Source organism: Pseudomonas citronellolis, assembly GCF_029335315.1.
GTDB lineage: Bacteria > Pseudomonadota > Gammaproteobacteria > Pseudomonadales > Pseudomonadaceae > Pseudomonas > Pseudomonas citronellolis_A.
In genome coordinates, this window is the sequence record NZ_JARJLT010000038.1 from 26,687 (window position 1) to 51,633 (window position 24,947).

General features: G+C 67.3%; 25 protein-coding genes. 12 read left to right on the forward strand and 13 right to left on the reverse strand.

Annotated features, from left to right (window positions below):
• Positions 1–172: 172 nt before the first annotated feature.
• Positions 173–1,462 carry a uracil-xanthine permease family protein gene (locus P3W75_RS03085; protein WP_276225907.1) on the reverse strand — a complete coding sequence of 430 codons (1,290 nt, stop codon included), beginning with the start codon at positions 1,460–1,462 and terminating at the stop codon, positions 173–175.
• Between the two features lie 3 nt (positions 1,463–1,465).
• Entirely contained in the window at positions 1,466–2,104 is a 639-nt protein-coding gene (gene upp, locus P3W75_RS03090) for a uracil phosphoribosyltransferase (protein ID WP_276225908.1), read from the reverse strand.
• A gap of 214 nt (positions 2,105–2,318) precedes the next feature.
• Between upp and P3W75_RS03095 the strand changes: the two genes are divergently transcribed.
• The 3 genes from P3W75_RS03095 to P3W75_RS03105 all read left to right on the forward strand — a co-directional run bounded on the left by P3W75_RS03095 (position 2,319) and on the right by P3W75_RS03105 (position 4,965).
• The gene (locus P3W75_RS03095; RefSeq protein WP_276225909.1) at positions 2,319–2,876 is read left to right on the forward strand and encodes a hypoxanthine-guanine phosphoribosyltransferase; all 558 of its coding nucleotides are present in this window, start codon (positions 2,319–2,321) and stop codon (positions 2,874–2,876) included.
• A gap of 3 nt (positions 2,877–2,879) precedes the next feature.
• Complete coding sequence (locus P3W75_RS03100) at positions 2,880–3,353, forward strand: WbuC family cupin fold metalloprotein (protein ID WP_276225910.1); 474 nt, start codon at positions 2,880–2,882, stop codon at positions 3,351–3,353.
• A 187-nt stretch (positions 3,354–3,540) separates the two neighbouring features.
• Entirely contained in the window at positions 3,541–4,965 is a 1,425-nt protein-coding gene (locus tag P3W75_RS03105) for an aldehyde dehydrogenase family protein (RefSeq protein WP_276225911.1), read from the forward strand.
• A gap of 59 nt (positions 4,966–5,024) precedes the next feature.
• Here the strand turns inward: P3W75_RS03105 and P3W75_RS03110 are convergent, their stop codons facing one another.
• The gene (locus tag P3W75_RS03110) at positions 5,025–5,936 is read right to left on the reverse strand and encodes a LysR family transcriptional regulator (protein WP_276225912.1); all 912 of its coding nucleotides are present in this window, start codon (positions 5,934–5,936) and stop codon (positions 5,025–5,027) included.
• 144 nt (positions 5,937–6,080) lie between these two features.
• Here P3W75_RS03110 and P3W75_RS03115 point away from each other — a divergent pair, with 144 nt between their 5' ends.
• From P3W75_RS03115 to P3W75_RS03125, 3 genes are all read left to right on the forward strand, one after another.
• Positions 6,081–6,566 (forward strand): hypothetical protein, encoded by a 486-nt coding sequence (locus P3W75_RS03115; protein WP_276225913.1) that lies wholly within the window; start codon positions 6,081–6,083, stop codon positions 6,564–6,566.
• Between the two features lie 82 nt (positions 6,567–6,648).
• Complete coding sequence (locus P3W75_RS03120) at positions 6,649–6,936, forward strand: PA4642 family protein (RefSeq protein WP_276225914.1); 288 nt, start codon at positions 6,649–6,651, stop codon at positions 6,934–6,936.
• 163 nt (positions 6,937–7,099) lie between these two features.
• Complete coding sequence (locus P3W75_RS03125; RefSeq protein WP_276225915.1) at positions 7,100–7,501, forward strand: glyoxalase/bleomycin resistance/extradiol dioxygenase family protein; 402 nt, start codon at positions 7,100–7,102, stop codon at positions 7,499–7,501.
• Between the two features lie 60 nt (positions 7,502–7,561).
• Here the strand turns inward: P3W75_RS03125 and mqo are convergent, their stop codons facing one another.
• Positions 7,562–9,064, reverse strand: coding sequence for a malate dehydrogenase (quinone) (mqo, locus tag P3W75_RS03130; RefSeq protein WP_346429848.1), 1,503 nt, complete (start codon positions 9,062–9,064; stop codon positions 7,562–7,564).
• Between the two features lie 501 nt (positions 9,065–9,565).
• Between mqo and P3W75_RS03135 the strand changes: the two genes are divergently transcribed.
• Complete coding sequence (locus P3W75_RS03135) at positions 9,566–10,153, forward strand: YajG family lipoprotein (RefSeq protein ID WP_276225917.1); 588 nt, start codon at positions 9,566–9,568, stop codon at positions 10,151–10,153.
• Positions 10,154–10,211: 58 nt separating this feature from the next.
• Here P3W75_RS03135 and P3W75_RS03140 read toward each other — a convergent pair whose 3' ends face one another.
• Positions 10,212–10,421: a hypothetical protein gene (locus tag P3W75_RS03140; RefSeq protein WP_276225918.1), complete on the reverse strand. Its 210-nt coding sequence runs from the start codon at positions 10,419–10,421 to the stop codon at positions 10,212–10,214.
• Between the two features lie 270 nt (positions 10,422–10,691).
• On the opposite strand from P3W75_RS03140, the gene P3W75_RS03145 reads away from it, so the two are divergent.
• Positions 10,692–10,979: a hypothetical protein gene (locus tag P3W75_RS03145; protein WP_276225919.1), complete on the forward strand. Its 288-nt coding sequence runs from the start codon at positions 10,692–10,694 to the stop codon at positions 10,977–10,979.
• A 59-nt stretch (positions 10,980–11,038) separates the two neighbouring features.
• On the opposite strand, the gene P3W75_RS03150 is transcribed toward P3W75_RS03145, so the two are convergent.
• The gene (locus P3W75_RS03150) at positions 11,039–12,196 is read right to left on the reverse strand and encodes a 1-acyl-sn-glycerol-3-phosphate acyltransferase (RefSeq protein ID WP_276225920.1); all 1,158 of its coding nucleotides are present in this window, start codon (positions 12,194–12,196) and stop codon (positions 11,039–11,041) included.
• Positions 12,197–12,332: 136 nt separating this feature from the next.
• Between P3W75_RS03150 and P3W75_RS03155 the strand changes: the two genes are divergently transcribed.
• The 4 genes from P3W75_RS03155 to P3W75_RS03170 all read left to right on the forward strand — a co-directional run bounded on the left by P3W75_RS03155 (position 12,333) and on the right by P3W75_RS03170 (position 14,959).
• On the forward strand, positions 12,333–12,515 hold the full coding sequence (locus P3W75_RS03155; protein ID WP_276225921.1) for a CPXCG motif-containing cysteine-rich protein: 183 nt from the start codon (positions 12,333–12,335) through the stop codon (positions 12,513–12,515).
• Positions 12,515–12,781, forward strand: coding sequence for a DUF2007 domain-containing protein (locus P3W75_RS03160; protein ID WP_276225922.1), 267 nt, complete (start codon positions 12,515–12,517; stop codon positions 12,779–12,781). Before P3W75_RS03155 ends, P3W75_RS03160 begins: the two co-directional genes overlap by 1 nt.
• A gap of 18 nt (positions 12,782–12,799) precedes the next feature.
• Positions 12,800–13,417: an SOS response-associated peptidase gene (locus tag P3W75_RS03165; RefSeq protein ID WP_276225923.1), complete on the forward strand. Its 618-nt coding sequence runs from the start codon at positions 12,800–12,802 to the stop codon at positions 13,415–13,417.
• Between the two features lie 171 nt (positions 13,418–13,588).
• Positions 13,589–14,959 carry a spinster family MFS transporter gene (locus P3W75_RS03170; protein ID WP_276225924.1) on the forward strand — a complete coding sequence of 457 codons (1,371 nt, stop codon included), beginning with the start codon at positions 13,589–13,591 and terminating at the stop codon, positions 14,957–14,959.
• 9 nt (positions 14,960–14,968) lie between these two features.
• Here the strand turns inward: P3W75_RS03170 and P3W75_RS03175 are convergent, their stop codons facing one another.
• From P3W75_RS03175 to P3W75_RS03205, 7 genes are all read right to left on the reverse strand, one after another.
• Positions 14,969–15,406 (reverse strand): type IV pilin protein, encoded by a 438-nt coding sequence (locus P3W75_RS03175; protein ID WP_276225925.1) that lies wholly within the window; start codon positions 15,404–15,406, stop codon positions 14,969–14,971.
• Positions 15,403–19,254, reverse strand: a complete 3,852-nt coding sequence (locus P3W75_RS03180; protein ID WP_276225926.1) for a pilus assembly protein — start codon at positions 19,252–19,254, stop codon at positions 15,403–15,405. The genes P3W75_RS03175 and P3W75_RS03180 overlap by 4 nt, the downstream gene beginning before the upstream one ends.
• 12 nt (positions 19,255–19,266) lie before the next feature.
• Complete coding sequence (locus P3W75_RS03185; RefSeq protein ID WP_276225927.1) at positions 19,267–19,845, reverse strand: pilus assembly PilX family protein; 579 nt, start codon at positions 19,843–19,845, stop codon at positions 19,267–19,269.
• Positions 19,842–20,597, reverse strand: a complete 756-nt coding sequence (locus P3W75_RS03190) for a PilW family protein (RefSeq protein WP_276225928.1) — start codon at positions 20,595–20,597, stop codon at positions 19,842–19,844. Before P3W75_RS03190 ends, P3W75_RS03185 begins: the two co-directional genes overlap by 4 nt.
• Positions 20,598–20,605: 8 nt before the next feature.
• Entirely contained in the window at positions 20,606–21,136 is a 531-nt protein-coding gene (gene pilV / locus P3W75_RS03195) for a type IV pilus modification protein PilV (protein WP_276225929.1), read from the reverse strand.
• Positions 21,137–21,138: 2 nt separating this feature from the next.
• The gene (locus P3W75_RS03200) at positions 21,139–21,609 is read right to left on the reverse strand and encodes a GspH/FimT family pseudopilin (RefSeq protein WP_276225930.1); all 471 of its coding nucleotides are present in this window, start codon (positions 21,607–21,609) and stop codon (positions 21,139–21,141) included.
• Between the two features lie 212 nt (positions 21,610–21,821).
• Complete coding sequence (locus P3W75_RS03205) at positions 21,822–24,875, reverse strand: multidrug efflux RND transporter permease subunit (RefSeq protein WP_276225931.1); 3,054 nt, start codon at positions 24,873–24,875, stop codon at positions 21,822–21,824.
• Positions 24,876–24,947: the final 72 nt, after the last annotated feature.

Below are 24,947 nucleotides of genomic sequence, written 5' to 3' on the forward strand. Positions count from 1 at the left end.
TGCCAGCGCCGGCGTGGGCCGGCGCGGGATATGACTACGGGCAGAAATGACCTTTACCTCCAGTGCCGTGCGCTTCCAACGGGTGTGGACTGCCGTGGGCGGCGGGCGTTCGACACAATCAGGGGCGGTTGAGGCGCGCGCCCCGTCCCGTGAAGGGCCGGGGCGCTCCGGCTCACTGTGACTCGCCCTCGTTGGCGCTTTCGTCCAGCGCCTTGTTCTGCCAGCCTTCCTCGCCGGGCAGGATCAGGTTGAGGATGATCGCGACGATGGCGCACAGGGCGATGCCCTTCAGGCCGAAGTCGTCCGGGCCGGTGCCCGAGCCGATCAACACGCCGCCGATGCCGAACACCAGGGTCACCGAGACGATGCACAGGTTGCGCGCCTGCGACAGGTCGGTCTTGTGGCGGATCAGGGTGTTCATGCCCACCGAGGCGATGGTGCCGAACAGCAGGCAGAGGATGCCGCCCATCACCGGGACCGGGATGCTCTGCAGGATGGCGCCGAACTTGCCGATGAAGGCCAGGCCGATGGCGAACACCGCCGCCCAGGTCATGATCTTCGGGTTGTAGTTCTTGGTCAGCATCACCGCGCCGGTGACTTCCGCGTAGGTGGTGTTCGGCGGGCCGCCGAACAGGCCGGCGGCGGAGGTGGCGATGCCGTCGCCGAGCAGGGTGCGGTGCAGGCCGGGGGTCTTCAGGTAGTTCTTGCCGGTCACCCCGCCGACGGCGATGACCCCGCCGATGTGCTCGATGGCCGGGGCCAGGGCCACCGGGACGATGAACAGGATGGCCTGCCAGTTGAACTCCGGCGTGGTGAACTTCGGCAGCTCCAGCCAGGGCGCGGCGGCGATCTTGGCGATGTCGACGACGCCGAACGCCAGCGACAGCGCATAGCCCACCAGCACGCCGCTGATGATCGGCACCAGGCGCAGCATGCCCTTGCCGAATACCGCGACTATCAGGGTGGTGACCAGCGCCGGCATGGAGATCAGCATGGCGGTGCGGTACGGGATCAGCTCGGTGCCGTCGCCGGCCTTGCCCATGGCCATGTTGGCGGCGATCGGCGCCATGGCCAGGCCGATGGAGATGATCACCGGGCCGATCACCACCGGCGGCAGCAGGCGGTCGATGAAGCCGGTGCCCTTGATCTTCACCGCCAGGCCCAGGAAGGTGTAGACGAAGCCGGCGGCGACCACCCCGCCCATGGTCGCGGCCAGGCCGAACTGGCCCTTGGCGAGGATGATCGGGGTGATGAAGGCGAAGCTGGAGGCCAGGAACACCGGTACCTGGCGCCCGGTCACCAGTTGGAACATGAGGGTCCCGAAGCCGGCGGTGAACAGCGCCACGTTCGGGTCCAGCCCGGTGATCAGCGGCATCAGCACCAGCGCGCCGAAGGCTACGAAGAGCATCTGCGCGCCGGAGATCACCTGACGCCAGAGCGGCTCGTTGAATTCATCGGCCATGGATCAGGTGTCCTTCTGCTTGGTGCCGAAGATCTTGTCACCGGCGTCGCCCAGGCCGGGAATGATGTAGCCGTGCTGGTTCAGGCCCTGGTCGATCGAGGCGGTATAGATGGTGACGTCCGGGTGGGCGTCGGCGACCGCCTTGATGCCTTCCGGCGCGGCCACCAGGACCATCGCGCGGATGTCCTTGCAACCGGCCTTCTTCAGCAGGTTGATGGTGGCGACCATGGAGCCGCCGGTGGCCAGCATCGGGTCGATGATCAGCGAGCGGCGCTCGGCGATGTCCGGCGCCAGCTTTTCCAGGTAGGTGTGCGCTTCCAGGGTTTCCTCGTTGCGCGCCACGCCCACGGCGCTGACCTTGGCCCCCGGGATCAGGGTGAGCACGCCGTCGAGCATGCCGATACCGGCGCGCAGGATCGGCACCACGGTGATCTTCTTGCCGGCGATCTTCTCCACCTGCACCGGGCCGGCCCAGCCGGGAATCTCGTAGAATTCCAGCGGCAGGTCGGCGGTCGCTTCGTAGGTCAGCAGGGCGCCGACTTCCTGGGCCAGCTCGCGGAAATTCTTGGTGCTGATATCGTGGCGGCGCATCAGTCCGATCTTGTGGCGGATCAGGGGATGGCGAATCTCGTGCACGGGCATGGGCGGGGTCTCCGGGTGGGGCTGGCAAAAAATTGCGGTAGCGTAATGCATCTTAGGGGCAGTTGGCAGTTGCCGCGCGAAAAAGCGCCGCTGAAAAATGCCTGCACATTCGGGCTGACCTGGGGCAGGATTGTCTGCGTCTTTCGTCCGCCAGCACTTGCCCCAGGGCAGTCGGATGAGTACCTTTGCGCACTTTTTCCGGGAGAGCCCGCCAATGTCCGTCGATCTCGCGCATATCCGCCAAGTCATGGCCGAAGCCGACTGCCTGTACAACGACGCCGAAGTGGACGCCGCCATCGGCCGCGTCGCCGAGTCGATCAACGCTGAGCTGGCCGAACGCAACCCGGTAGTCTTCTGCGTGATGAACGGCGGCCTGATCTTCTCCGGCAAGCTGCTGCCGAAGCTGAACTTCCCGCTGGAACTGTCCTACCTGCACGCCACCCGCTACCGCAACGAAACCACCGGCGGCGAGCTGTTCTGGAAGGCCAAGCCGGAAATCTCCTTCATCGACCGCGACGTGCTGATCGTCGACGACATCCTCGACGAGGGCCATACCCTGTCGGCGATCATCGACTTCTGCCGCCACGCCGGCGCCCGCGAAGTGCACACCGCGGTGCTGATCGACAAGGACCACGACCGCAAGGCGCGCCCGGACCTGAAGGCCAACTACGTCGGCCTGTCCTGCGTGGACCGCTACATCTTCGGCTACGGCATGGACTACAAGGGCTACTGGCGCAACGCGCCGGGCATCTTCGCGGTCAAGGGGCTCTGAGCCATGGCCGCGCCGCGCTTCCTCGACCAGGCCCTGTTCGCCGAGCTGTCCGGGAAGGCGGCCGCCAGCCCGCGCCTGCGCCAGCACCACAACCTGCACGAGCAGAACGAGCCGTGTAATCGCCTGCTCAACGCGCTGCAGCCGGACACCTATATCCAGCCGCACTGCCACCGCGACCCGAACAAGGCCGAGAGCATCATCGTGCTCCGGGGCCGTCTGGGTCTGCTGGTGTTCTCCGCGGCCGGCGAACTGCTTGCCACCCGCGAGCTCTCGCCCGCCGGCGACTGCGCCGGCGTCGACCTGCCGCCGGGCACCTTCCACGCCCTGGTGGCGCTGGAGCCGGACAGCCTGATGTTCGAATGCAAGGCCGGCCCCTACCAACTGCTGGCCGACGACGAGCGCGGCGCCTGGGCGCCGCGTGAAGGCGAGGCGGGCACCGGCGAGTACCTGGCCTGGATGCGGGCGCAGTTCCCGTAGGGCGAATAACCGTTCGCGGTTATTCGCCGGCGTCCCGGCGCGGCGAAACGGCGGATAGCGCTGGCGCGTTATGCGCCCTGCGTACACATCGGCCTGTGTCGATGCATGCATGCGTCGATATGCATTTTTACCGATCCATCCCCTGCCTATCCTGCCGACCTCGCTGAAATCACCCCCCGAGGTCACCATGCGCACCCAGCTCTATATCGACGGCCAATGGCGCGACGCCGCCAGCGGCGCCACCCTGCAGCCGATCAACCCCGCCACCCGCCAGCCGCTGGAAGCGGTAGCCGCCGCCGGCGCCGCCGAGGTCGACCTGGCCGTGGCCGCCGCCCGTCGCGCCTTCGCCAGCTGGCGTGAAACCACCGGCGCCGAGCGCGCCGTCTACCTGCGCGGTTTCGCCGAGCAGCTGGACGCCCGCCGCGAAGCGCTGATCGAGCTGCAGATGCGCGCCAGCGGCAAGCCGCGCCTGGAGGCGGAGATCGACATCGGCGACGCCATCGCCACCTTCGCCTACTACGCCGAGCTGGCCGCCGGCCTGGATGCCCGGCAGAACGCCGAAGTGGCCCTGCCCGACGCCGGCTTCCGTTCGCAGACCCGCTTCGAACCGGTGGGCGTGGCCGGGCTGATCGTGCCGTGGAACTTCCCGCTGGTGACCAGCGCCTGGAAGGTCGCACCGGCCCTGGCCGCCGGCTGCACCGTGGTGCTCAAGCCCTCGGAAATCACCCCGCTGATCGAACTGGCGCTGGGCGAAGTGGCCGACGCCATCGGCCTGCCGGCCGGCGTGCTGAACCTGGTGCCGGGCCTGGCCGACGTCGGCGCCGCCATCAGCAGCCACACCGGCATCGACAAGCTGTCCTTCACCGGCAGCAACGCCGTGGGCCGCAAGGTCATGCAGGCCGCCGCCGCGCGCACCCTGCCGGTGGGCCTGGAGCTGGGCGGCAAGTCGCCGATCCTGGTGTTCGCCGACACCGACCTGGACGACGCCGTGCAGTGGATCATCGCCGGCGTCTACTGGAACGCCGGGCAGATGTGCTCGGCCACCTCGCGCCTGCTGGTGGAGGAGAGCATCGCCGACGAACTGCTGGCGCGCCTGAAGGTGGCCGTCGAGGCGCTGCGCATCGGCGACCCGCTGGCCGGCGAGACCGACATGGGCCCGATGACCAGCGAGGCGCAGTTCCGCAAGGTGCAGGACTACTTCGCCATCGCCCGCGACGAAGGCCTGGCCTGCCTGACCGGCGGCGAAGTGGGCGAGGGCTGGTGCATCCAGCCGACCGTCTACACCGACGTGGCGCAAGACAGCCGCCTGTGGCGCGAGGAAATCTTCGGCCCGGTGCTCTGCGTGCGCCGCTTCAGCGACGAGGCCGACGCCCTGCGCCAGGCCAACGACTGCGACTTCGCCCTGGCCGCCACCGTGGCCAGCGCCGACCTGCAGCGCGCCCAGCGCGTCGCCGAGCGCCTGGAGGCCGGCCACGTCTGGCTGAACTCGCCGCAGGCGGTGTTCCCGCAGACCTCCTGGGGCGGCGGCAAGGCCAGCGGCATCGGCCGCGAGCTGGGCCCGTGGGGGCTGTCGGCGTTCCTCGGGATCAAGCACATCACCGCGCCGCGCTAAGGGCGATTGCCTGGCCGGTTGCGCCGGTCAGGCCGCTGTCTCCTACGAAAAACGGGCCGTTACGTGGGCGTTTCGCCTGCGCCATGCACGGTGCGGATGTCCTCCACCAGCGCCTGCAGGGCCTGGTTGTGGTGCGCGTCGTCGCGCAGCAGCAGGCTGTGGCTGATGCCGTAGCCGAACTGTTCGGCCAGCAGCGCGCGCATCTCGCCCAGTTCCACCCAGCGTTGCGCGTAGTGCGTTGGCAGGTAGCCCAGGTGGCTGCCGGCGCGCACCGCGTGCACCACCGCTTCCATGTTGCTGGCCAGCGCCGTGCTGCGGCGCGGGTCGGCCGGCAGCTGGACGTCGGCCTGGGCGTAGCCGTACTGCACCCAGGCGCAGGCTTCCAGGTCCTGCTGGCTCGGCGCGGGGTGCTCGAACAGCGGATGGCCGCGCCCGCAGAACACCGCCACGCGCTCGCTGTACAGCGGGCTGTAGCGCAGGTTCGGCAGCTGCCGGCCGAAGCAGGCGATGGCCAGGTGCAGCTCGCCGGCCAGCACCTGGCGCTCCAGCTCGGTGGACGAACCTATCGACAGGTGCAGGCGCACTTCCTGGTCACGCCGGCCGAAGCGCGCCAGGGCGTCGTGGATGCGCGCCTCGGGCAGGGTGGCGATGTTGTCGGCGAGACCGAGGCGCAGCTCGCCGACCAGGCGCCCGGCCAGCGACTGCACCTGGTCGCGGAAGTCGCCCAGGGCGGCGAACAGCGCCTGGCTGTGCTGCAGCACCAGCTCGCCCTTGTCGGTCAGGCGGAAGCCGCTCTTGCCGCGTTCGCACAGGCGGTAGCCCAGGCGCGTTTCCAGGCTGGCGATATGCGTGCTGATGGTCGACTGGCCCATGCCCAGTTCGCCCTGGGCGGCGGAGAAGCCGCCACAGCGCACCACGCTGGCGAAGATGCGCAGCAGGCGCAGGTCGAGGTCGGATACGTTGTGCAGCATGTGGGTTCCTGCATCCGTCCATTGGCATGTGAGTGGGTGAATGCATCAAATCTTATCAATGCATCGACGGCCTCACCAAGTGCCTGTGCGAGGCTTCGCGGGTGCATGCTAGAGTGCCGGACGAGTTTTGCCGCGGGGTCCGAAATGAAGTTGCGCCACCTGCTTTGCGTTTCCCTCCTGGCCTGCGCCGGGCCGCTTTGCGCCGCCGACGCCCCGGTAGCCCACGGCCAGTTCCTGCCGCCGGACGACGGCAACCTGCGCGCTGAAGCGCCGGAGCAGCAGCAACTGCTGCAGGTCACCGAGTACAGCGTGGTGCTGGGCAACCAGCGCCAGTCGAACCAGCAGCCGATTCCGATCACCACGCCGGCGCTGCTGCGCCTGAAGGGCAAGGCGCTGAACAAGGGCGGTGCGGCGACTCAGGTGCTGATCAGCTTCGACAGCGAAGGCAAGAGCCTGAAGAAGCCCAGCTACGACGCCGCCAGCCGCACCCTCAGCCTGTCCTATCCGGCCGCTTCCTACACCCAGCTGCTCGACCTGCTGCGCCACGGCCCGGTCTACTGCCAGTTCCTCAGCTACCCCAACGGCCACGTCTGGGCCGACCTGCACAGCGGCGCGGTGCGCGTGCGTTGAGCCGGCGCCCGTGGCGGGGTTAAACTGCTCGCCTTTGGTGACGGCCCGGGCCGTCGACGGATGCCGTAGAGAGAAGCGAGCGATGCGTAAAGACAAGAAGCAGGTGATTGGCGAAGAGATCGGCGATGAGTCGATCAAGCTGTTCCTCGAGGTCGAGCCGGCCGACGACACGCCGCCTTCGCTGCACAAGCTGATCAAGGCCTACCGTGGCCTGCGCATCGACGACTTCGAGCGCTTCGTGAAATTCTTCGTCGAGGCCGGCTACGACCTCGCCGCCAAGGACGCCAAGGGCCACGACTTCGTCGCCCTGATCCGCGACCAGCGCCAGGCCGAGCCCTACATCGAGGTGATCGACGCCGCCCGCGGCTGATCGACCCCGTTGCGAACAAGCCCGCCGCGTGCGGGCTTTTTCATGCCTGGAGGGTTCGCGAGCAAGCTCGCTCCCACAGGTAATGCTCTTCGCAGGAGCGAGCTTGCTCGCGAACCCCGCCTAGACTTGCAGGTAGAACAACGACAAGGCGAGGACGCAGCCCATGCATGTACAACCCTATCTGTTCTTCCACGGCCAGTGCGACGAGGCCATCGCCTTCTACCAGCAGGCGCTGGGGGCGCAGCTCAACGCGCTGATGCGTTACCAGGAGGCGCCGGGGCCGCTGCAGGTGCCCGACGGTTGGTGCGAGAAGGTCATGCATGCCAGCCTGCAGGTCGGCCAGAGCGAGATCCTCATGTCCGACGGCCGTGGCGAGCACGAGGCGCCGCTCGGCGGTTTCTGCCTGCACCTGGCGCTGCACAGCGTGGTGGCGGCGGAGCGGGCCTTCGCCGCGCTGGCCGAGGAGGGCCGGGTGGACATGCCGATGGAGAAGACCTTCTGGGCGCAGCGTTTCGGCATGCTCCACGACCGCTTCGGCGTCGGCTGGATGATCAGCTGCCGCTGAGCCCGCGCCGCGCAAACGAAAAGGCCCGCCGAATGGCGGGCCTTTTGCGCTATGGCCGGATCACTGATCCAGTTGCAGCTTCTGCCAGGTGTAGGCGTTGATCTCGCGGTAGGCCGAAGCGTCGCTTTCCAGCTGCTTCTCGCGGGCCGGGAAGATCTCCTTGAGCTTGGCGCCCCAGGCGTCGGACTTGTACTGCGCCGGGAAGCAGCGCTCGAGCAGGCCGAGCATGATCGACACGGTCACCGAGGCGCCCGGGGAGGCGCCCAGCAGGGCGGCGATGGTGCCGTCCTCGGCCGCCACCAGTTCGGTGCCGAACTGCAGGATGCCGCCTTTCTTCGGGTCCTTCTTGATGATCTGCACGCGCTGGCCTGCGGTTTCCAGGCGCCAGTCGGCCGGGTTGGCCAGCGGGTAGAACTTGCGCAGGCTTTCCAGGCGCTGGTCCATGGACTGCATGACTTCGCGTACCAGGTAGCGGGTCAGGTCCATGTTGTCGCGGGCCACGGCGAGCATCGGCAGCAGGTTGCTGCCACGCACCGACAGCGGCAGGTCGAGGAACGAACCATGACGCAGGAACTTGGTGGAGAAGCCGGCGTAGGGCCCGAACAGCAGGGATTTCTTGCCGTCGACCACGCGGGTGTCCAGGTGCGGCACGGACATCGGCGGGGCGCCGACCTCGGCCTGGCTGTAGACCTTGGCCTGGTGCTGCCTGACCACTTCCGGGTTGTCGCAACGCAGCCACTGGCCGCTCACCGGGAAGCCGCCGAAGCCCTTGCTTTCCGGGATGCCGGACATCTGCAGGAGCGGCAGCGCGCCGCCGCCGGCGCCGAGGAAGACGAACTTCGTGCGGATCTTGCGCGACTGGCCGTTCTGGGTGTTCTTGACGTCGACGATCCAGTCCTGGCCGTCACGCTCGAGGCCCACGACCTTCTGGAAGTAGCTGACCTTCGCGCCATCCTGCTTGCCCAGGCGGGCCAGCAGCTGGTTGGTCAGGGCGCCGAAGTTGACGTCGGTGCCGTGCTCGACGCGGGTTGCGGCGACACGCTCGTCGGCCGGGCGGCCGGGCGTGGTCAGCGGCGCCCACTGGCCCAGCTGCTCGCGGTCCTCGGTGTAGACCATGGACTCGAAGGCGTGGTGCTGGCTGAGCTTCTCGAAGCGCTTCTTCAGGAAATCCACGTCCTTGCCGCGAACGAAGCTCAGGTGCGGCACCGGATTGATGAAGTTGCGCGGATTGCCGAAGCCTTCCTTGTCCACCAGGTGGGCCCAGAACTGCTTGGACACCTCGAACTGGGCGTTGATCTGCACCGCTTTCTTGATGTCGATGCTGCCGTCGGCGGCCTGCGGCGTATAGTTCAGCTCGCAGAGCCCGGCGTGGCCGGTACCGGCGTTGTTCCAGGGGTTGGAGCTCTCGATCGCTCCGGACTCCTGCAGTTCGACGATCTCCAGGCGGATGCCCGGCTCGACTTCCTTCAGCAGGGTCGCCAGGGTTGCGCTCATGATGCCGGCGCCAACCAGCAGCACATCCAAAGCTTCGTGTTCGTTCTGCGCCATTCTCGCTCGCCACACTCTCGTGAAGTAGTGAAAAACCTTCAAATCACGCTCTTATGGAGACGTGAAGCTCAAAGGGGGTCGTCGCTGCGGGCGGGTCCGGTCTCGGTACGGAGGGGACTCGCGGCAATCCTTGCCTGAAAGTGTCGTCGCAACGATCGGTACAAAGCGCAGGGGGCCCGTGGCCGCCGCGCGATTGGCGACTCTCTAGGAGGGCGTGACAGGAGGACGAACGCAAGGCCGTCGAACTGTGGGACCCGATCAGGAGGCGTCCTTATAATCGGGGGGCGATTATAACGACGAAATGCGAAAAAAGCCCTCGAACTTAGACTTTTTTCCGAGTCCTGGTCACCGGATTACCTGGGATTGCACCATGCTGGTGCGTTTTCCCAGGGCAATATATCGGTGCCGAGGAACCTGAAACAAAGTGCCAGCGTCCAACCTGCAGAGCGCTATCAGGGCGCTCCGACGGCCGGTATACTGCCCGCCGCTTCGAGCCCAACCCATGGAGACACGAACATGTTGCAGCGCCTGTTGCTCAGTCTGATCGCCGCCGGCACCCTGGCCTTGTCCGGCTGTGCCCTCAGCCCGCAACAACTCAATCCGGACCCGCAGTTCAGCGGCCAGCCGGTCGCCGTCGGCCAAGGCCAGCCGGTGGTGGTGAAGGTGGTCGACGGCCGCCAGAGCACCGAGCTCGGCACCCGCGGCGGTCTCTACTCGGAGACCAGCGCGGTCACCGTGCGCAGCCAGGACGTGATTCCCAAGCTGCAGGCGCAGGCCGAGGTGGCGGTACGCCTGCTCGGCTTCACCCCGTCGCCGAACGCCTACAACGCCCCGACCCTGACCCTGACCCTGGCCGATCTGAAGTACCAGTCGCCCAAGGACGGCGTCTACGTGACCCAGGCCACCATCGGCGCGACCTTCCGTGTCGACGTGCAGAGCGGCGGGCGCAACTACAGCGGCCGTTACGGCTCCTCGCTGGACCAGAGCTTCGGCATGGCGCCGAACCAGGCGACCAACACCAAGCTGGTCAGCGATGTGCTCAGCGACGCCCTGAACCGCGTGTTCAAGGACCCGAGCATCGGCCAGACCCTGAATACGCGCTGAGTTCCAGGTGCGCACGAAAAAGCCCGGCCAGTGCCGGGCTTTTTTCATGCAGCGGAATTCAGGCGGCGGCCTGGTGGAACGGGTCGTTCTCGTAGGCCGGCTGGCGTTCGTCGGCTTCCGGCAGGTCCAGGTGCTCGTGGCCGCAGGCCTGGGTGTACACCAGCCAATGGTCGTCCTGGACGTTGAAGGACAGGTCGGTGACCACGGCTTCGATTTCTTCCAGGTGTTCGATCAGGTACGCGCTTTCGTGGGGAACGATCTCGAGCATGATGTCTCTCCTAGGTGATGAACCGGATGGCGAAAGGGACCTAGCCAGTCATGTGCCAGGTGGCGCGGACGACTTAGAACCCTTCTCGATAACGCTGACGTTCGTCGTGAATAAGATGACCGAACTGGCTGCGGCTTCTGCCTGGGAGATACAATCGGCGGCGTTTCTTTCAGTCCCGTGACGCACCCTCTGCGGTTCGTCGCAATGTACAGAACTGGCCTTGGCGCTTTCTTGCTTCGGGGTGCGCAGTCCTGAAGTGTGGAGGTCGTGATGTCGCTGCAGGCGCTCTGGAATCTGTTCCAGGCCCACCCCGCCCGGGTTCTCAATGACCTGGCGCTGTTCTTCTGCCTGGCTGGCGCCTGGCTGCTGCTGGCCACCCGCCGGCGCGAGCGCCTGGCCCTGCAACGGCTGCTGGCCGGCGCCGACGGCGAGGCCGTGAGCCTGGCCGAGGCCGAGCCCTCGACCGCGCGGATCAACCGCTTCTTCTACCATTTCGGCTTCGCCTGCCTGGCGCTGGCCGTGGTCCTGAGCCGCTACAGCACGCACCTGGCGGGCTGAGCCGCACCGAAGCGATGCAAAAGGGCGCCCGAGGGCGCCCTTTTCGTTCATCGCGGCGATCAGTCCTGCTTGAGGCGGTACTGGTTGAGCACCGGGTTGGCGTACTGCAGCAGCAGGTAGGGGCGCTGCTCTTCGGGGCAGGCGTCCAGGCGCTCCTGCCACTGCGCGCGGGCGCGTTGCAGTTCCTCGGCGCCGAACAGGCTGGCGGCGCTCGGCACGCCCAGGGCCGGGTCGCGCAGCGTGGACATCTCGTAGGCCAGGTAATGCACCGGGAACAGCCGGTAGTTGCCGAGGATCTGCCGGTCCAGGGCGGCGGCCAGTTGCTTGGCGTCGTCGTAGTCGCCGTCCATCTCGGGGCCGAAGTTGATGTGCACGCGGCCTTTGTAGCCGGTGATGCCCTGGGCGATGCTGGCGTCGTCCTCGCCCGGCGCCTTGCGGTACTCGCCGGTGCTGGCGCGGGTGAACAGCTCGCGGGCCTTGGCGGCGTCGCAGGGGTCGTATTCGTAGCTGATCGATACCGGGATCAGGTGCAGCTCGCGGGCCACCTCGGCGAAGGGCTCGCCCTTGCGGCTCATGTGGAACATCTTGAGGATCGCCGAATCGGTGCGGTCGTCACCGTCCTTGGCGCGGCCTTCGGCCTGGGCGATCCACACCGACTCGCCGTCCTCGCGGATCGAATGGTTGATGTAGGCCGACAGCGTGTTGTACGCCGCCAGCTTCTCGCGCCGGCCGCTGATCGAGCGGTGCACGATGAAACTCTTGTTCAGGCGCATCAGGTCGCTGACGAACGGTCGCTGCAGCAGGTTGTCGCCGATGGCGATGCGCGGCGTCGGCAGCCTGGCGTGGTAGATGGCGTAGTTGCAGAACGCCGGGTCCATCACGATGTCGCGGTGGTTGGCGATGAACAGGTAGGCGCGGCCGGGCTTGAGGTTTTCCACGCCGGAGTAGGTCACGCCGTCGGTGGCGTGCTCGATGGTGCGGTCGACGTAGGGCTCGAACTTGTCCTGCAGCTCCACCACGCTACGGATGCCGGTGACCTCGCGGGCCAGGCGGTGGGCGATCAGCGGGCGCAGCAGCCAGCCGAAGGGGCGCGACAGGCGCGGATAGCGATAGCGCGCCAGAATACTGAGGAAGGTGTCATCGCTCAGCAGGCGTTGCAGAACGGCCGGGACTTCGGCGTCGTTGTACGGTCGGATGGCTTCGAACTCGCCCATCATGCTCTCTTGTTCATGGGTGTAACTGGCGCGGCCCGCGTCTGGCGCGGGCCTTTCCCCCGGAATCCGGCGTCGCGCGCGGGCGCGGCCGGGTAAAAAGACCGCGGGAGTATAACGGAAGTCACACGGGAACCTTCAGATGCTCGAGACCCAGGCGTACCAATGTCCCTATTGCGGCGAGCCGGTCGAGGCGGTGCTCGACCTCTCCGCCGGCGACCAGAGCTACTATGAGGATTGTCCGGTGTGTTGCCGGCCGATCCTGTTCCAGCTGTACACCGACGGCGTCGACTGGACGCTGGAGGCCCATCGGGAGGACGACTGATGCAACGAGTCTATGAACCGGCCGACCTGGCCGAGGCCGAGCTGCTGACCGGCGTGCTGGCCAGCGAGGGCGTAGCCTGCCACCTCCACGGCCGCCACCTGCTCGGCGGTATCGGCGAATTGCCGCTGCACGGCCTGCTGCACCTGTGGGTCGACGACGAGGACGCACAACGGGCGCGCGACCTGATCGCGGCGTACAATGCCGCGCAACCGCTGCCCGGCCCGGCCGACGAGTTCGGCCCGGCCAGCGGCATCCTGCTCTGCTGAGGCCGCCCTGGAGCGTCGATGACCGCCCGCTTCGCCCTGTTCCGCTGGACCCGCGAGCTCGCCGAGCTGCCGGGCTTTCCGAAGAACCACCCGCCGCACTGGAACCTCGCCCCCGGCGCGCAGCTGCTGATGCTGCGCGAGGAGGCTGGCGTGCGCCGCGCCGACCTGGCCCGCTGGGGCCTGACCCCGGCCTGGCTCACCGACCTGTCGCGCACCCCGGCCCACGCCCGCGCCGAGACCCTGCACGAGCAGCCGATGTTCCGCGAGGCCTTCGCCCGCCGCCGCTGCCTGGTGCCGGCCAACGGCTTCTACGAGTGGCGCGGTGTGCGCAAGCGCCCCTACTGGGTGGCCGCGAGCGGTGGCCTGAGCTACTTCGCCGGCATCTGGGAAGCCTACCCGGTGGATGGTCACACCTGGCTCAGCCTGGCCCTGGTGACCCGCGCCGCCGGCGACCTGCGCCGTCCGCTGCTGCTCCAGGAAGAGGACGACCGCGGGCTCTGGCTCGACGCGGGGGCGCCGCAGCCCAAGCTGCTGAGCTTGCTGGCGCGGCCGCAGCCGGGGCTGCGCGAGCAGGCGCTGGCGACCATCGTCAACGATCCCGCCTGCGACGGGCCGGAGTGCCTGACGCCCGCCTAGGTGCCGGCTCTCGCTCCTGCGAAAGGCCTTCCCCGCCATCCGCTTCATCAGCCAGAGGTCGCCACTCGCATTCAGCTACCTGATAGTGAGAGCACGCTGCTATTCACCTTGCCTAAGCTCCAGCCTCTCCCCATCGCTCTGGCCGCGTTGGCGGCGACTCAGGAGTCCGGCATGCACAACAACAACAACGGCTACCCCTCCAGTACCGTGGCCTGGTCCACGGTGGCGATCCTGATGATCGCCTACGTCCTGTCGTTCATCGACCGACAGATCCTCAACCTGCTGGTCGGGCCGATCCGGCGCGACCTGGCCATCAGCGACACGCAGATGAGCCTGCTGATGGGCTTGTCTTTCGCGCTGTTCTATACGCTCTGCGGCATCCCCCTCGGGCGCATGGCCGACAGCCGCAGCCGGCGCGGGCTGATCACCGTCGGCGTGCTGATCTGGAGCGCCATGACCGCGGCCTGCGGCCTGGCTCGCCAGTACTGGCAGTTCCTGCTGTTCCGCGTCGGCGTCGGCGTCGGTGAGGCGGCGCTGTCGCCGGCGGCCTATTCGCTGATCGCCGACAGCTTCCCGGCGCAGCGCCGCGCCACCGCCATCAGCGTCTATTCCATGGGCATCTACCTGGGCTCCGGGCTGGCCTTCCTGCTCGGCGGGCTGGTGATCAAGTTCGCCTCGGCCCAGGGCGACGTGCTGCTGCCGGTGCTCGGCGAAGTGCGCCCATGGCAGCTGATCTTCCTCATCCTCGGCGCCGCCGGGGTGCTCTTCACCCTGCTCATGCTGGCGGTGAAGGAACCCCAGCGCCACGGCGTGGGGGCTGGCGTCGAAGTGCCGATGCGTGAAGTCGGCGCCTACCTGCGGGCCAACCGCAAGACGGTGATCTGCCACAACTTCGGCTTCGCCTGCATCTCCTTCGCCAGCTACGGCGCCGGCGCCTGGGTGCCGACCTTCTTCGTCCGCACCTATGGCTGGGACGCCGGCCACGTCGGCGTGGTGTACGGCAGCATCGTGGCGGTGTTCGGCTGCCTGGGCATCGTCTTCGGCGGGCGCCTGGCCGACCACTGGGCCAAGCGCGGCAAGACCGACGCCAACATGCGCGTCGGCCTGCTGGCGGCCTGCCTGGCCCTGCCCCTGGCGCTGCTCTACCCGTTGCTGGACAACGCCAACCTGGTCGCCGCGCTGATGGCGCCCATGGTGTTCTGCCTGAGCATGCCCTTCGGCGTGGCGCCGGCGGCGATCCAGGAGATCATGCCCAACTCGATGCGCGGCCAGGCCTCGGCCATCTACCTGTTCGTGGTCACCCTGTTCGGCCTGGGCGTCGGCCCCACGGCGGTGGCGCTGGTCACCGACTTCGTGTTCCACGACGACCTGGCCCTGCGCTACTCGCTGCTGATCGTCACCGGCCTGGCCCTGCTCGGCGGCGTGGTGCTGCTGGGCATGGGCCTGAAGCCCTACCGGCAGAGCCGCGAGCACCTGCAGAACTGGAGCCTGCGCCGCGACGCCGAGCAGGGCCGCGGCGGCATGCAACGGCAGCCCGCCTGAGGCGCGTGGTCAGCGCCAGCAGTCGCTGGTGCTGCCGGTGCCGCTGTTGCCCCTGACGCCTTGCGCGGTCAGGGTCAGCAGGCTGCATTTGCTGTCGCTGAAGGTCGGCGTGGCGGTGAGGGTGTAGCCACCGTCGCTGCCGCTGGTGCCGACCGTGAGGTTGTACAGGCCGGTGTCGGACGTGACGCTGGTGCCCGTGGTGTGGTTCAGCGCCAGGCTGGCGACCGACGACTGGCTGGTGATGTAGCCCGAACCGGGATTGAGGCTGTACCAGCGCTCCTCGTGGGCCGCCGCCTCGTTGAGCAGCGCCTGGCCCTCCGCGCGCTTGCCGCGCAGGACGTACTCCTGGTAGTTGGGGAAGGCGATGGCGGCGAGGATCCCGAGGATCACCACGACCACCATCATCTCGATGAGCGTGAAGCCCTGCTGTCGTCTGTTCGTGTTCATTCCTGCTCCAGGATATTGCGCCAGTTCTGCCGGCCGGACTGGGACGCATCGGTGCCGATGCTCACGCAGCCATCGCTGCCGCAGGCGACCGGATCGTTGCTCGAGCTGCTGCTGGCGCTCACCGTGAAGCCGCCCTTCAGGCCGGTCATCTGGAAGCCCGAGACGCTGCTGCCGTTGTAGCGGTCGTTGTCATCCACCACGCCGTCGTTGTTCAGGTCGATGGTGGCGAAGTCGGTGGCGCCGCCGGTGTAGGGGTCGAGGGTCATCAGCCAGGTGGTCACGCCATCGGCGCAGGGATCCTCGTTGGGTGTCAGGGTGCTGGCGATCAGCACGCCGGCGGTGACGTAGAGGTTGTTCACCACCATCTCGCCGGTCGCCGGCAGGTCCAGGTACCAGCCGTAGCTGGAGACATTGCCATTGCTGTCGTACCAGGTGACCGCGGTGTCGCTGACCGTGCGCACGGTCTGGGTGACCGCCGTGCCGTTGTTGTCGAAGGAGGTGGTGGTCGAGCTCTCCTTCATGGTCTGCTGCTGCAGCTTGCTGCGGCTCAGCGTCGGCGTGCTGCTGACGCTCTGCCCGGCGGTCTGCAGGTCCCAGATACCGTACAGGCTCATGGTGGTGCTGGTGTTGGGGTCGGCATCGTCGGTCTCGATGTACTTGCCGGTGCCGAACTCGACGAGGTAGCCGGTGCCGGAGGTGTGCTTGACCAGGTAGGGCGCGCTGGTGATCGGTTGCACCTGGCCGGTCGAGGTCGTCGCGGTGTACAGCGGCGTGCCGTTGAAGGCCACCTTGAAGTTGCTCGCGGTGGTGCTGGCGGTGAGGCTGCCGGGGCTGATCAGGTCGAAGCGCCAGAGGTTGCCGTGGAGGTCGCCGGCGTAGACGTAGTCGGTGACCAGGTCTCCGTTGATGTCGGCCGCGCGCGGCGTGGCCAGGCCGTTGGCGGTGGTCTTGCCGTCGCTGACCGTCAGCGCCTTGATCAGGCTGCCGTCCTTGATGTTCATCAGGTACAGCACGGCCTTGTCGTTGGTGCCGTTGTAGCCGTTGCCGAGGATCACCGACCAGGTGCCGTTGTGCAGCAGGCTGATGGTCGGCCGCGAGTAGGTGAAGCCCAGTTCGCTGTAGTCGCTGTCGCTGTAGCTCTTCTCCCAGAGCAGCTTGATGTTGCCCGGGTCGGTGATGTCCAGGGCGAACAGCGCCCGGCCGCCGCCGCGCAGGGTGCCGACCAGCACGGTGTGCCAGGCGTTGTCGTAGTAGACGTCGGCGGTCACCGGCGAGCCGTCGACGTAGTACTGGTGGGTCTTGCTGGTGTAGCTGGCGTCGGTGAGCTTGTAGAGGTTGCCGATCACCGCGCTGGGAATGTAGGTGAAGACTTCCTTACCGTCGCCGTCGAAGGCGTGCAGCATGCCGTCGTTGGCGCCGACGTAGATACGCGTGGCGCGCGCGGCCCAGGTGCTCTTGAAGGTGGTGTAGGAGGTGTCGGTGCTGCTGACGGTGGCGTTCATCAGCGAGGCCAGGCGGCTCGGCGCGCCGACCAGCACTGGCGCCGAGTCGATGATGTCGCCCAGCACGCTGCTGCGGGTGCGGAAGGTCGAGCCTTCGTTGCTGCGGTCGCCGCGCAGGAAGTCCACGCGCTTGGAGCCGAGGCTGTCGACGGTCGCCGCCAGGGTCAGGTTCAGGCTGGTCTGCTGGGCGCTGCTGAGGTTGGCCCAGGTGAAGTCCTTGAGCTTGCTGGTACTCGTGCTGGTGCCGTCGGCCATTTTCACCACGCGGCTGGAGAAGACGCTGTTGCCGCTGGAGTAGGTGGCGTCGAGCAGCGACTTGGCGCTCCAGACCTGGCTCTGGGTGCCGGCGCTGGTGTTCTGCAGGTACTTGATCAGGTCGCCGCTCCAGTCCGCGCTGTTGAACTTCGGCGTGTAGCTGTAGAGGGTGCTGTCGCTGCTGTTGTCGGCGTTGAGCAGGGGCGAGCTCATCAGCGCCGGGCTGGCCCCGGAGTCCTCGCGCTCGGAAATCCGTGTGACGATGTTCTGCATCGCCGAGAGCAACTGGTCGGGGCTGTCGGCGCTGAAGAATTCACCGCGCGAGTTGATCGCCGCGTGCCACAGGTCGTAGACGTTGTTGGCGCTGTCCGATGACGCCGCCGGCCAGCTCAGAGTGCCGGCGGCCAGCTTGCTGTAGTCGCCGGAGAAGGTGTCGCCGCCCCAGGCCGGGTTGGTCAACGACTGGCCCAGGCCGATGCCGACGAAGTAGTTGACCAGGTGCTGCCAGGTGGCCGGGTCGTTCTTCGGGTTCCAGTACTGGGTCGTGGCGTTGGTGCTGGAGACCGCGGTGTAGGCCGGGACGTCGTTGTCGATGTCGCTGCGCGCGTCGGTGGCCCAGTACTTGAACGCGATGTCGGCCAGGGTGTTGCCGGTGCTGTCCTTGTAGGGCGCCATCGGCGAGTAGCTGATCTTGTCGGGCAGGGTCTGGGTGGCGTTGTCGTATTCGATCCCGGAGTAGGAGTCGTTGTTCCACAGGCCGTCGGTGACCATCATGTGGTAGCTGGGCCGGCAGGCGTATTCCGGGCTGGCCGTGCTGCCCAGCGAGTAGGCGTAGGGGCCGTTGACACCGGTGGTCTGCAGGAAAGAGCCGACCCGGGTCAGCGCGGTCCGCAGCGGGGTGCCGCCGCCATAGGGGATGTCCGCCAGCCACTTGAAGAAGTCGGCGCGGTGCTGCCCGGAGAAGTTGCGCAAGCGGGTGTCGTAGCCGGAGCTGTCGATGCCCTTGCAGGTGGTGTTGTTCAGGGTGCAGCTGTCGGACACCGCCAGGGTCTGCCAGGCCAGGCGGGTGTTGTCCGACAGGTTCACCAGGGCGATGTTCGCCGAGGACTGCGAGGCCAGGGCGCGGATGCGGTAGTAGCTGTACCAGTTGGCGAAGTTCTGCCGCTCGTCCGTACCGTTGGTGCCCGAGGTGCTGGAGACGGTGACCAGCTTGTAGCAGTTGTCATCGGTGGTCACCGAGGTGCAGCCGCTGAGCGCGGTGTTGTACAGGTAGTAGTAGGCCGGCACCGCACTCTTGGTCATGTCGGTGGTCTTGACCGTGGTGGTGGTGGTCGGTGTCGCGGTGGTGGTGACCTTGACCGTGTACTTGCTGCCGCTCTTGGTGCAACTGATGTTGGAATAGCTGGTGACGGTCGTGGTGCTGGGGGTGCTGGTGACCGTGCCGCCGGTCGACGCGCTGGTGCTGGTGGTGGGCGTGCCGGTGCTGGTGCTGCTGGTGTTGCTGATCGACGAGGGGCAACTGCTGGCGTTGGTGCTGTAGGTGACGCCGGTCGTCACCGTCGCGCTGCCGGTGCTGCTCGAGGTGGTAGTGCTGGCGCCGAAGTCCGCCGAGGGGTTCTCCGCCAGGCCGTTGCTGCCGTAGGTGCTGCCCAGGGTGGTGGAGGGGTCGTAGTTCCAGGACACCTTGTAGCCGGTGGACAGGTTGAGCGTGCCCTTGCTGGTCTTGAAGCCGTTGACGTAGGCGGCGGTGAAGCTGGTGCTGAGCTGGGTGACGGTCAGGGTGCTGCTGGTGTAGCTGACACTGTAGGGCGCGCTGTAGGTCACCAACGGGTTGTAGTAGGTGCCGTTGAAGGTCGACGACTTGGCGCGCCGGGTCGTGCGGTAGCTGCTGATGCCGTCCGGGGTGTAGCCGTATTCCATGCTCCCCGAGTTGTCGAGGGTGACGAAGATGTTCGGCGCCACGCCCTCGGTGAGGAACAGCGGTTGCTGGCCGAGGGTGAGCGTGGACGCCGTGGCCAGGGCGGAGGCGGCGAGCAGCGCCGCGCCGAGGAGGCCGTGAAGCCAGGGGCTGATGCGGTGGCGGGATGACAAGGGGCACCCTCCTCAGTAGTAGCGGCGAATGGTGACGGTCTGCAACACGCTGATCAGGCGCTTGCCATCGGCCTGGGCGGCCGCGCTGACCCGGTAGTAGTGCGGGCCGCGGCCATCGGAGCGTTCGTCGGGGTCGGTGATCTCGACGTTGCCGTGGGAGTCCGGTGGATCGAAGGCGATGTAGGCGGTGTTCCAGCGCGGTACCGGGTCGAACTGGGTGCTGCCGTCCATGCCCAGGTAGTCGATCGCGGTGCTGTCGTTGCCCCACCAGTCACTGCTGGCGTCGGCGTTGTTCGCGTACTTGTCGACCGAGAGGATGCACAGGTTGGCGTGGCTGGCGACGCTGGTGGTGCAGTTCGCCGCGCCTATGTCCAGGCTGCCCTGGGCCTGCAGGCGCCGCTCCCCCTCGCGCAACGCCGATTCGGCGGCGTTGCGCGCGTGCTGCTGCTCGCTGAGGTTGCCGATGATGCGGGTTTCCAGGGTGGTGCCGCGAATGCTGCTGAGGGCGATGAGGGTGCCGAGCAGCAGCATCACCAGGGCGATGATCAAGGTGGCGCCGGCCTGGCGGCGTGCGGTGTGGCGTGGGGTCATGGCATCAGGTTCCTGAACATCACGCTGCCCTGGGCGATCTGGTAGGCGTAGCTGGTGTCTTCGCTGAGGGTCTTGCCGGTGAAGGTCTTCCAGCGGCTGGCGACGTCGCTGGCCATGCCGCCGCGATTCACCGCGCCGCTGGCCAGCAGCGCGGCGTAGCTGGCCGACAGGGTGGCCTCGGTCTTCGCGGGCAGGGGGAAGAAGACGAAGCCGGCGAGGCCGGTGATCAGCGTCTGCGCCGTGGCGCCCTGGGCGCTGCAGGTCAGGCTGCCGGTGTCCGGCGTGCTGCCGGCGACATAGCTGATACGGGTGAGGATGCTGGCGCCGCGGGGAATGAAGTTGCCCTGGCAATCGTACTGGTCGCGCACGCCGGTGGAGCCGCTGGACTGGGTCGTCTCGTCGCTGGCGCCCTGGTAGCGCAGGCAGATGCCATTACCGTCGCTGGTCAGCTGGAAGGTCTGGCCGGCGCTGAAGGCCGGGCAGCCGTTGCTGCTGCCCAGGGACGGGAAGGCGCTCTCCAGGCTGTCCTGGGGCAGGTAGCGGTAGCCGGTGCGGGCCAGTTGCTGGTCGAGCAGCAGGAACGCGTAGCGGCCGTTTTCCTGGTTGACCAGTTGGCCCTGCTGGAAGCGGAAATGCGCCTTGTTGTTGAGGTACAGCTGGGTGGCGCCGAGGATCAGCAGGCTGCCGATGACCAGGGCGACCATCAGCTCGACCAGGGACAGGCCGCGCTGGCGGCGGTAGGGAGTGGGCATGCCGGGCCTCATAGTTCGCCGCGCAGGCTGTAGGTGCAGAGGTTGTCGTCGCACTGGCCGGTGGGGTCCTGCCAGGCGATCCGGATCAGTACCGCCGAGCTGGCGGTGTCGGTGCAGCTGCCGTCGGCCTGGCTCGGGCAGATGGTGAAGTCGCTGGCGAGGATCGCGCTGGTGACCGGCAGCGTGGCCTTCACCGACTGCACCCAGCAGGCGAGGTCGGCGCTGGCCACGTCGCTGCCGCCGGCGCCGCGGCTGCGGGTGCTGCAGTCGGTGCGCGACGTGCTGGCGAAGGCGCTGCCGGCGGCCTTGTAGTAGCCGGAGCCGATGGTGAACTTGTTGGAGGTCAGGGCGCCCTTGGGGTTGCTGCGCATCTGCTCCAGCAACTGGTTGGCCAGCAGGATGGCGCCGTTGCGCTGCACCGCATCCTGGGTGTAGCGCAGGCTCTTGGCCTGCAGCGCCGCCATGCCCAGGGCGCCGACGCTCACCAGGAGCAGGCTGACCAGGACTTCGAGCAGGGTGAATCCGCGTTGGCCGTTCACGCTCAACACTCCTTGCTGGTGCTGCTGATGAGGCCGCTGCCGGACACGCTCAGCACGCGCCCGCTGCTGCCGCCATCGAGGGTACAGAGGGTGATGCTGATGGCGCTGCCGCTGAGGGTGCCGGAGGGGCGGAAGGTCAGGCTGGTGGCGGTGCCGCTGGCGCTGACGCCGCTGGCGCCGTTGATGCCTTCGCTGCCGTACTGGCGCAGCGTCTCGCTGCTGGTGGCGACGCTGACGGCGCCGACCCAGTTGCTGTCGCTGGTCTTCACGGTGACGCTCACCCCGCGGGTCACCGCCTCGGTGCGCGCGTACTGCAGCAGGTGGGTGAGCTCGCCGCTGGCGGCATCCAGCTTGTTCTTCTGGATCAGGCTGCCGAACATGGGCGTGGCGATGCTCGCCAGGATCGCCAGCACGGCGATGGTGACCATCAGTTCGACGAGGGTGAAGCCTGGACTGGCGGCTTTTCCCGGCATGGCGGATTCCAGCGAAGAAGGGCGGGGAACCGGAGTGGTCCCGCGATGTCCGCGCAGGGATAGCCTAGGGATGTATTGGGCGTGTTTAGCCTATGTATCGAGCGCTACACAAAGCCGCGAGCGGTCGAAAGGGGTGCCTGAGTGGCATCCCGGCGCGTCCGCCGCGTGACCTGGAACATGAAAAAAGCCCCGCATCGGCGGGGCTTTTCCGTTCAGTGCGCCGGGCTCGGTTCGGCCGCTGGCGACAGGTCTTTCTTCGCCACCAGCGTGTACACGCAAGGCAGCACGAACAGGGTGAACAGGGTGCCCACGCTCATGCCGGTGGCGATCACGATGCCGATGTCGAAGCGGCTCACCGCGCCGGCGCCGCTGGCCATCAGCAGCGGGATCACGCCCAGGACCATGGCCGCGGTGGTCATCAGCACCGGACGCAGGCGGATGGCCGCGGCTTCCTCCACCGCCTCGCGCACCGACAGGCCGCGCTCGTGGCGCAGCTGGTTGGCGAACTCGACGATGAGGATGCCGTGCTTGCTGATCAGCCCGATCAGCGTCACCAGGCCCACCTGGGTGTAGATGTTCAGGCTCGACAGGCCGAGGAACAGCGGCACCAGCGCGCCGCAGATCGACAGCGGCACCGTGACCATGATCACCAGCGGGTCACGGAAGCTCTCGAACTGCGCCGCCAGCACCAGGAAGATCACCGCCAGGGCCAGGCCGAAGGTCAGCAGCAGGGCGTTGCCCTCCTGCACGAACTGCCGCGAGGCGCCGGCGTAGTCGAAGGCGAAGCCGCGCGGCGATTCTTCCTCGGCGAGTTGCTTCACGGTGTCGATGGCGTCGCCCATGCTCACCAGCGGCATGCCGGAGATGATCGCCGAGTTCAGCTGCTGGAACTGGTTGAGCTGGCGTGGCCGCGCGCGCTCGTGCAGGGTCACCACGGTGGACAGCGGCAGCAGGTCGCCGCGGGTGTTCTTCACGTAGTAGCTGCCCAGCCAGTCGGGGTTCTCGCGGAAGCGTCGCTCGACCTGGGCGATCACCTTGTAGCTGCGCCCGTCGATGGTGAAGCGATTGATCTCGCCCTCGCCCAGCAGGCTGGCCAGGGTCACCCCGAGGTCCTGCATGGACACGCCCATCTGCGCGGCCTTGGCGCGGTCGATGTCGACCACCAGTTCCGGCTTGTCGAAGGCCAGGTCGAGGTCGAGGAAGGCGAACTTGCCGGACTCCTCGGCGTGCTTCTTGACCCGCTCGGCCACCTGCAGCAGCGACTGGTAGTCGGCGGCGGTGTTGATCACGAACTGGAACGGCAGGCCTTCGCCGGTGCCCGGCAGCGACGGCAGGTTGAAGCCGAAGATCTGCAGGCCGGGAATCTTGTCCAGCTCCGCCTGCACCGCGTGGAGCAGGTCCATCTGGCTGCGCTGGCGCTCGTCCCAGGGCTTGAGCAGCATGCCGCCGATGCCGGACTGCACGCCGTTGTAGCCGTTGATCTGGAACGCCGAGTAGTACTCGGGGAAGCTGCGGAAGATGCGCTCGTACTCGCTGGTGTACTTGTTCAGGTAGTCGAGGTTGGCGGTCTGCGGCGCGTTGGCCATGAGGAAGACGATGCCCTGGTCTTCCTCCGGCGCCAGTTCCTTGTGGGTGAACATCAGCAGCAGCGGGATGATCGCCAGCACCAGCGCGCCGAACACCAGCACCACCGGACGGCTGTCCAGGGTGGCGTGGAGCGCGCGCTGGTAGCGGCGCTTCAGCGCCTCGAAGATCAGGTCCAGGCGATGCGCCAGGCCGCTGGGGTTCTCGTCGTGGCGCAGCAGGCGCGAGCACATCATCGGCGACAGGGTCAGCGCGACTATGCCGGAGATGATCACCGCGCCGGCCAGGGTGAAGGCGAACTCCTTGAACAGCGCGCCGGTCAGGCCGCTGAGGAAGCCGATGGGGGCGTACACCGCGGCCAGGGTGATGGTCATGGTGACCACCGGCACGGCGATCTCCCGCGCGCCCTCGATGGCGCCCTGGTACGGCGACTTGCCCTCCTCGATGTGGCGGTGGATGTTCTCCACCACCACGATGGCGTCGTCCACCACCAGGCCGATGGCCAGGACCATCGCCAGCAGCGTCAGCAGGTTGATCGAGTAGCCCATCAGCTGCATGAAGAACAGCACGCCGATCATCGACAGCGGGATGGTCACCACCGGGATCAGCACCGAGCGGAACGCGCCGAGGAACAGGAACACCACCACTATGACGATGAGGATGGCCTCGCCGAGGGTCTTCACCACCTCGTCGATGGAGGCCTGGATGAAGCGCGTGGCGTCGTAGGCGATGGACACCTTGAGGTTCGGCGGCAGCTGTTCTTCCAGCTCGGGCATCTTCGCCCGCACTTCCTTGATCACGTCCAGCGGGTTCGAGCTGGGGGTGCCCTTGATGCCGATGTACACCGAGGGGATGCCGTTGAACGAGCTGACCGCGTCGTAGCTGGCCGCGCCCAGTTCCACCCGCGCCACGTCGCTCATCAGCACGCGGCGATCGCCCAGGGTCTTCAGCGGGATGGCGGCGAAGGCTTCCGGCGACTTCAGGTCGGTGGCGGCGTTGACGCTGGTGACCACCAGCTCGCCCTTCACCTCGCCGGCGGCGGAGAGGAAGTTGTACTTGCGCACGGCGTCGTCGATGTCGCTGGCGGTGATGCCGTAGGCGGCCATCTTCACCGGGTCCAGCCACAGGCGCATGGCGAATACCTGGTTGCCGAGGATCTCCGCCTCGGCGATGCCCGGCAGGGTGGCGAGCTTGGGCTGGATCACCCGCGACAGGTAATCGGTGATCTGCGGGTTGTCCATCTGCTCGCTGAAGAAGCTGATGTACATCAGCGCCGAGGCGTCGGCGGCTTCCTTGTCCAGCACCGGGTCTTCGGCGTCGGGCGGCAGCTGGGTCTTCACCTCGCCGATCTTCGACAGCAGCTCCGTTACCAAACGGTCGGTGTTGGCGCCGATGTGCGCGTAGATCGAGATTACCGAGTAGTTCTGCCGGCTCACCGAGGTCATGTAGTCGATGCCCTCGGCGCTGGCCAGGCTCTGCTGCAGCGGCTGGGTGATGTAGCCCTGGATGGTCTCGGCGTTGGCGCCGGCATAGAAGGTGGTGACGGTGATCAGCGCGTTTTCCATCTGCGGGTATTCGCGGATCACCAGGCGGCTGAAGGCCTGCATGCCGAGCAGGACGATCAGCAGGCTGACCACCGTCGCCAGTACCGGGCGGCGGATGAAGGGATCGGTAAAGGCCATGGTTCCAGTCCTTTGTCATTGCGCCCGCGCGGCCGTGGCCGGGCGGGGTTCGGCGGCCGCGCGGGCCGCCCT

Bases quoted from the DNA above. Each gene is read 5' to 3' on its own strand.
- P3W75_RS03085 (WP_276225907.1), bottom strand. From the start codon at position 1,462: ATGGCCGATGAATTCAACGAGCCGCTCTGGCGTCAGGTGATCTCCGGC.
- upp (WP_276225908.1), bottom strand. From the start codon at position 2,104: ATGCCCGTGCACGAGATTCGCCATCCCCTGATCCGCCACAAGATCGGA.
- P3W75_RS03095 (WP_276225909.1), top strand. From the start codon at position 2,319: ATGTCCGTCGATCTCGCGCATATCCGCCAAGTCATGGCCGAAGCCGAC.
- P3W75_RS03100 (WP_276225910.1), top strand. From the start codon at position 2,880: ATGGCCGCGCCGCGCTTCCTCGACCAGGCCCTGTTCGCCGAGCTGTCC.
- P3W75_RS03105 (WP_276225911.1), top strand. From the start codon at position 3,541: ATGCGCACCCAGCTCTATATCGACGGCCAATGGCGCGACGCCGCCAGC.
- P3W75_RS03110 (WP_276225912.1), bottom strand. From the start codon at position 5,936: ATGCTGCACAACGTATCCGACCTCGACCTGCGCCTGCTGCGCATCTTC.
- P3W75_RS03115 (WP_276225913.1), top strand. From the start codon at position 6,081: ATGAAGTTGCGCCACCTGCTTTGCGTTTCCCTCCTGGCCTGCGCCGGG.
- P3W75_RS03120 (WP_276225914.1), top strand. From the start codon at position 6,649: ATGCGTAAAGACAAGAAGCAGGTGATTGGCGAAGAGATCGGCGATGAG.
- P3W75_RS03125 (WP_276225915.1), top strand. From the start codon at position 7,100: ATGCATGTACAACCCTATCTGTTCTTCCACGGCCAGTGCGACGAGGCC.
- P3W75_RS03135 (WP_276225917.1), top strand. From the start codon at position 9,566: ATGTTGCAGCGCCTGTTGCTCAGTCTGATCGCCGCCGGCACCCTGGCC.
- P3W75_RS03140 (WP_276225918.1), bottom strand. From the start codon at position 10,421: ATGCTCGAGATCGTTCCCCACGAAAGCGCGTACCTGATCGAACACCTG.
- P3W75_RS03145 (WP_276225919.1), top strand. From the start codon at position 10,692: ATGTCGCTGCAGGCGCTCTGGAATCTGTTCCAGGCCCACCCCGCCCGG.
- P3W75_RS03150 (WP_276225920.1), bottom strand. From the start codon at position 12,196: ATGATGGGCGAGTTCGAAGCCATCCGACCGTACAACGACGCCGAAGTC.
- P3W75_RS03155 (WP_276225921.1), top strand. From the start codon at position 12,333: ATGCTCGAGACCCAGGCGTACCAATGTCCCTATTGCGGCGAGCCGGTC.
- P3W75_RS03160 (WP_276225922.1), top strand. From the start codon at position 12,515: ATGCAACGAGTCTATGAACCGGCCGACCTGGCCGAGGCCGAGCTGCTG.
- P3W75_RS03165 (WP_276225923.1), top strand. From the start codon at position 12,800: ATGACCGCCCGCTTCGCCCTGTTCCGCTGGACCCGCGAGCTCGCCGAG.
- P3W75_RS03170 (WP_276225924.1), top strand. From the start codon at position 13,589: ATGCACAACAACAACAACGGCTACCCCTCCAGTACCGTGGCCTGGTCC.
- P3W75_RS03175 (WP_276225925.1), bottom strand. From the start codon at position 15,406: ATGAACACGAACAGACGACAGCAGGGCTTCACGCTCATCGAGATGATG.
- P3W75_RS03185 (WP_276225927.1), bottom strand. From the start codon at position 19,845: ATGACCCCACGCCACACCGCACGCCGCCAGGCCGGCGCCACCTTGATC.
- P3W75_RS03190 (WP_276225928.1), bottom strand. From the start codon at position 20,597: ATGCCCACTCCCTACCGCCGCCAGCGCGGCCTGTCCCTGGTCGAGCTG.
- P3W75_RS03200 (WP_276225930.1), bottom strand. From the start codon at position 21,609: ATGCCGGGAAAAGCCGCCAGTCCAGGCTTCACCCTCGTCGAACTGATG.
- P3W75_RS03205 (WP_276225931.1), bottom strand. From the start codon at position 24,875: ATGGCCTTTACCGATCCCTTCATCCGCCGCCCGGTACTGGCGACGGTG.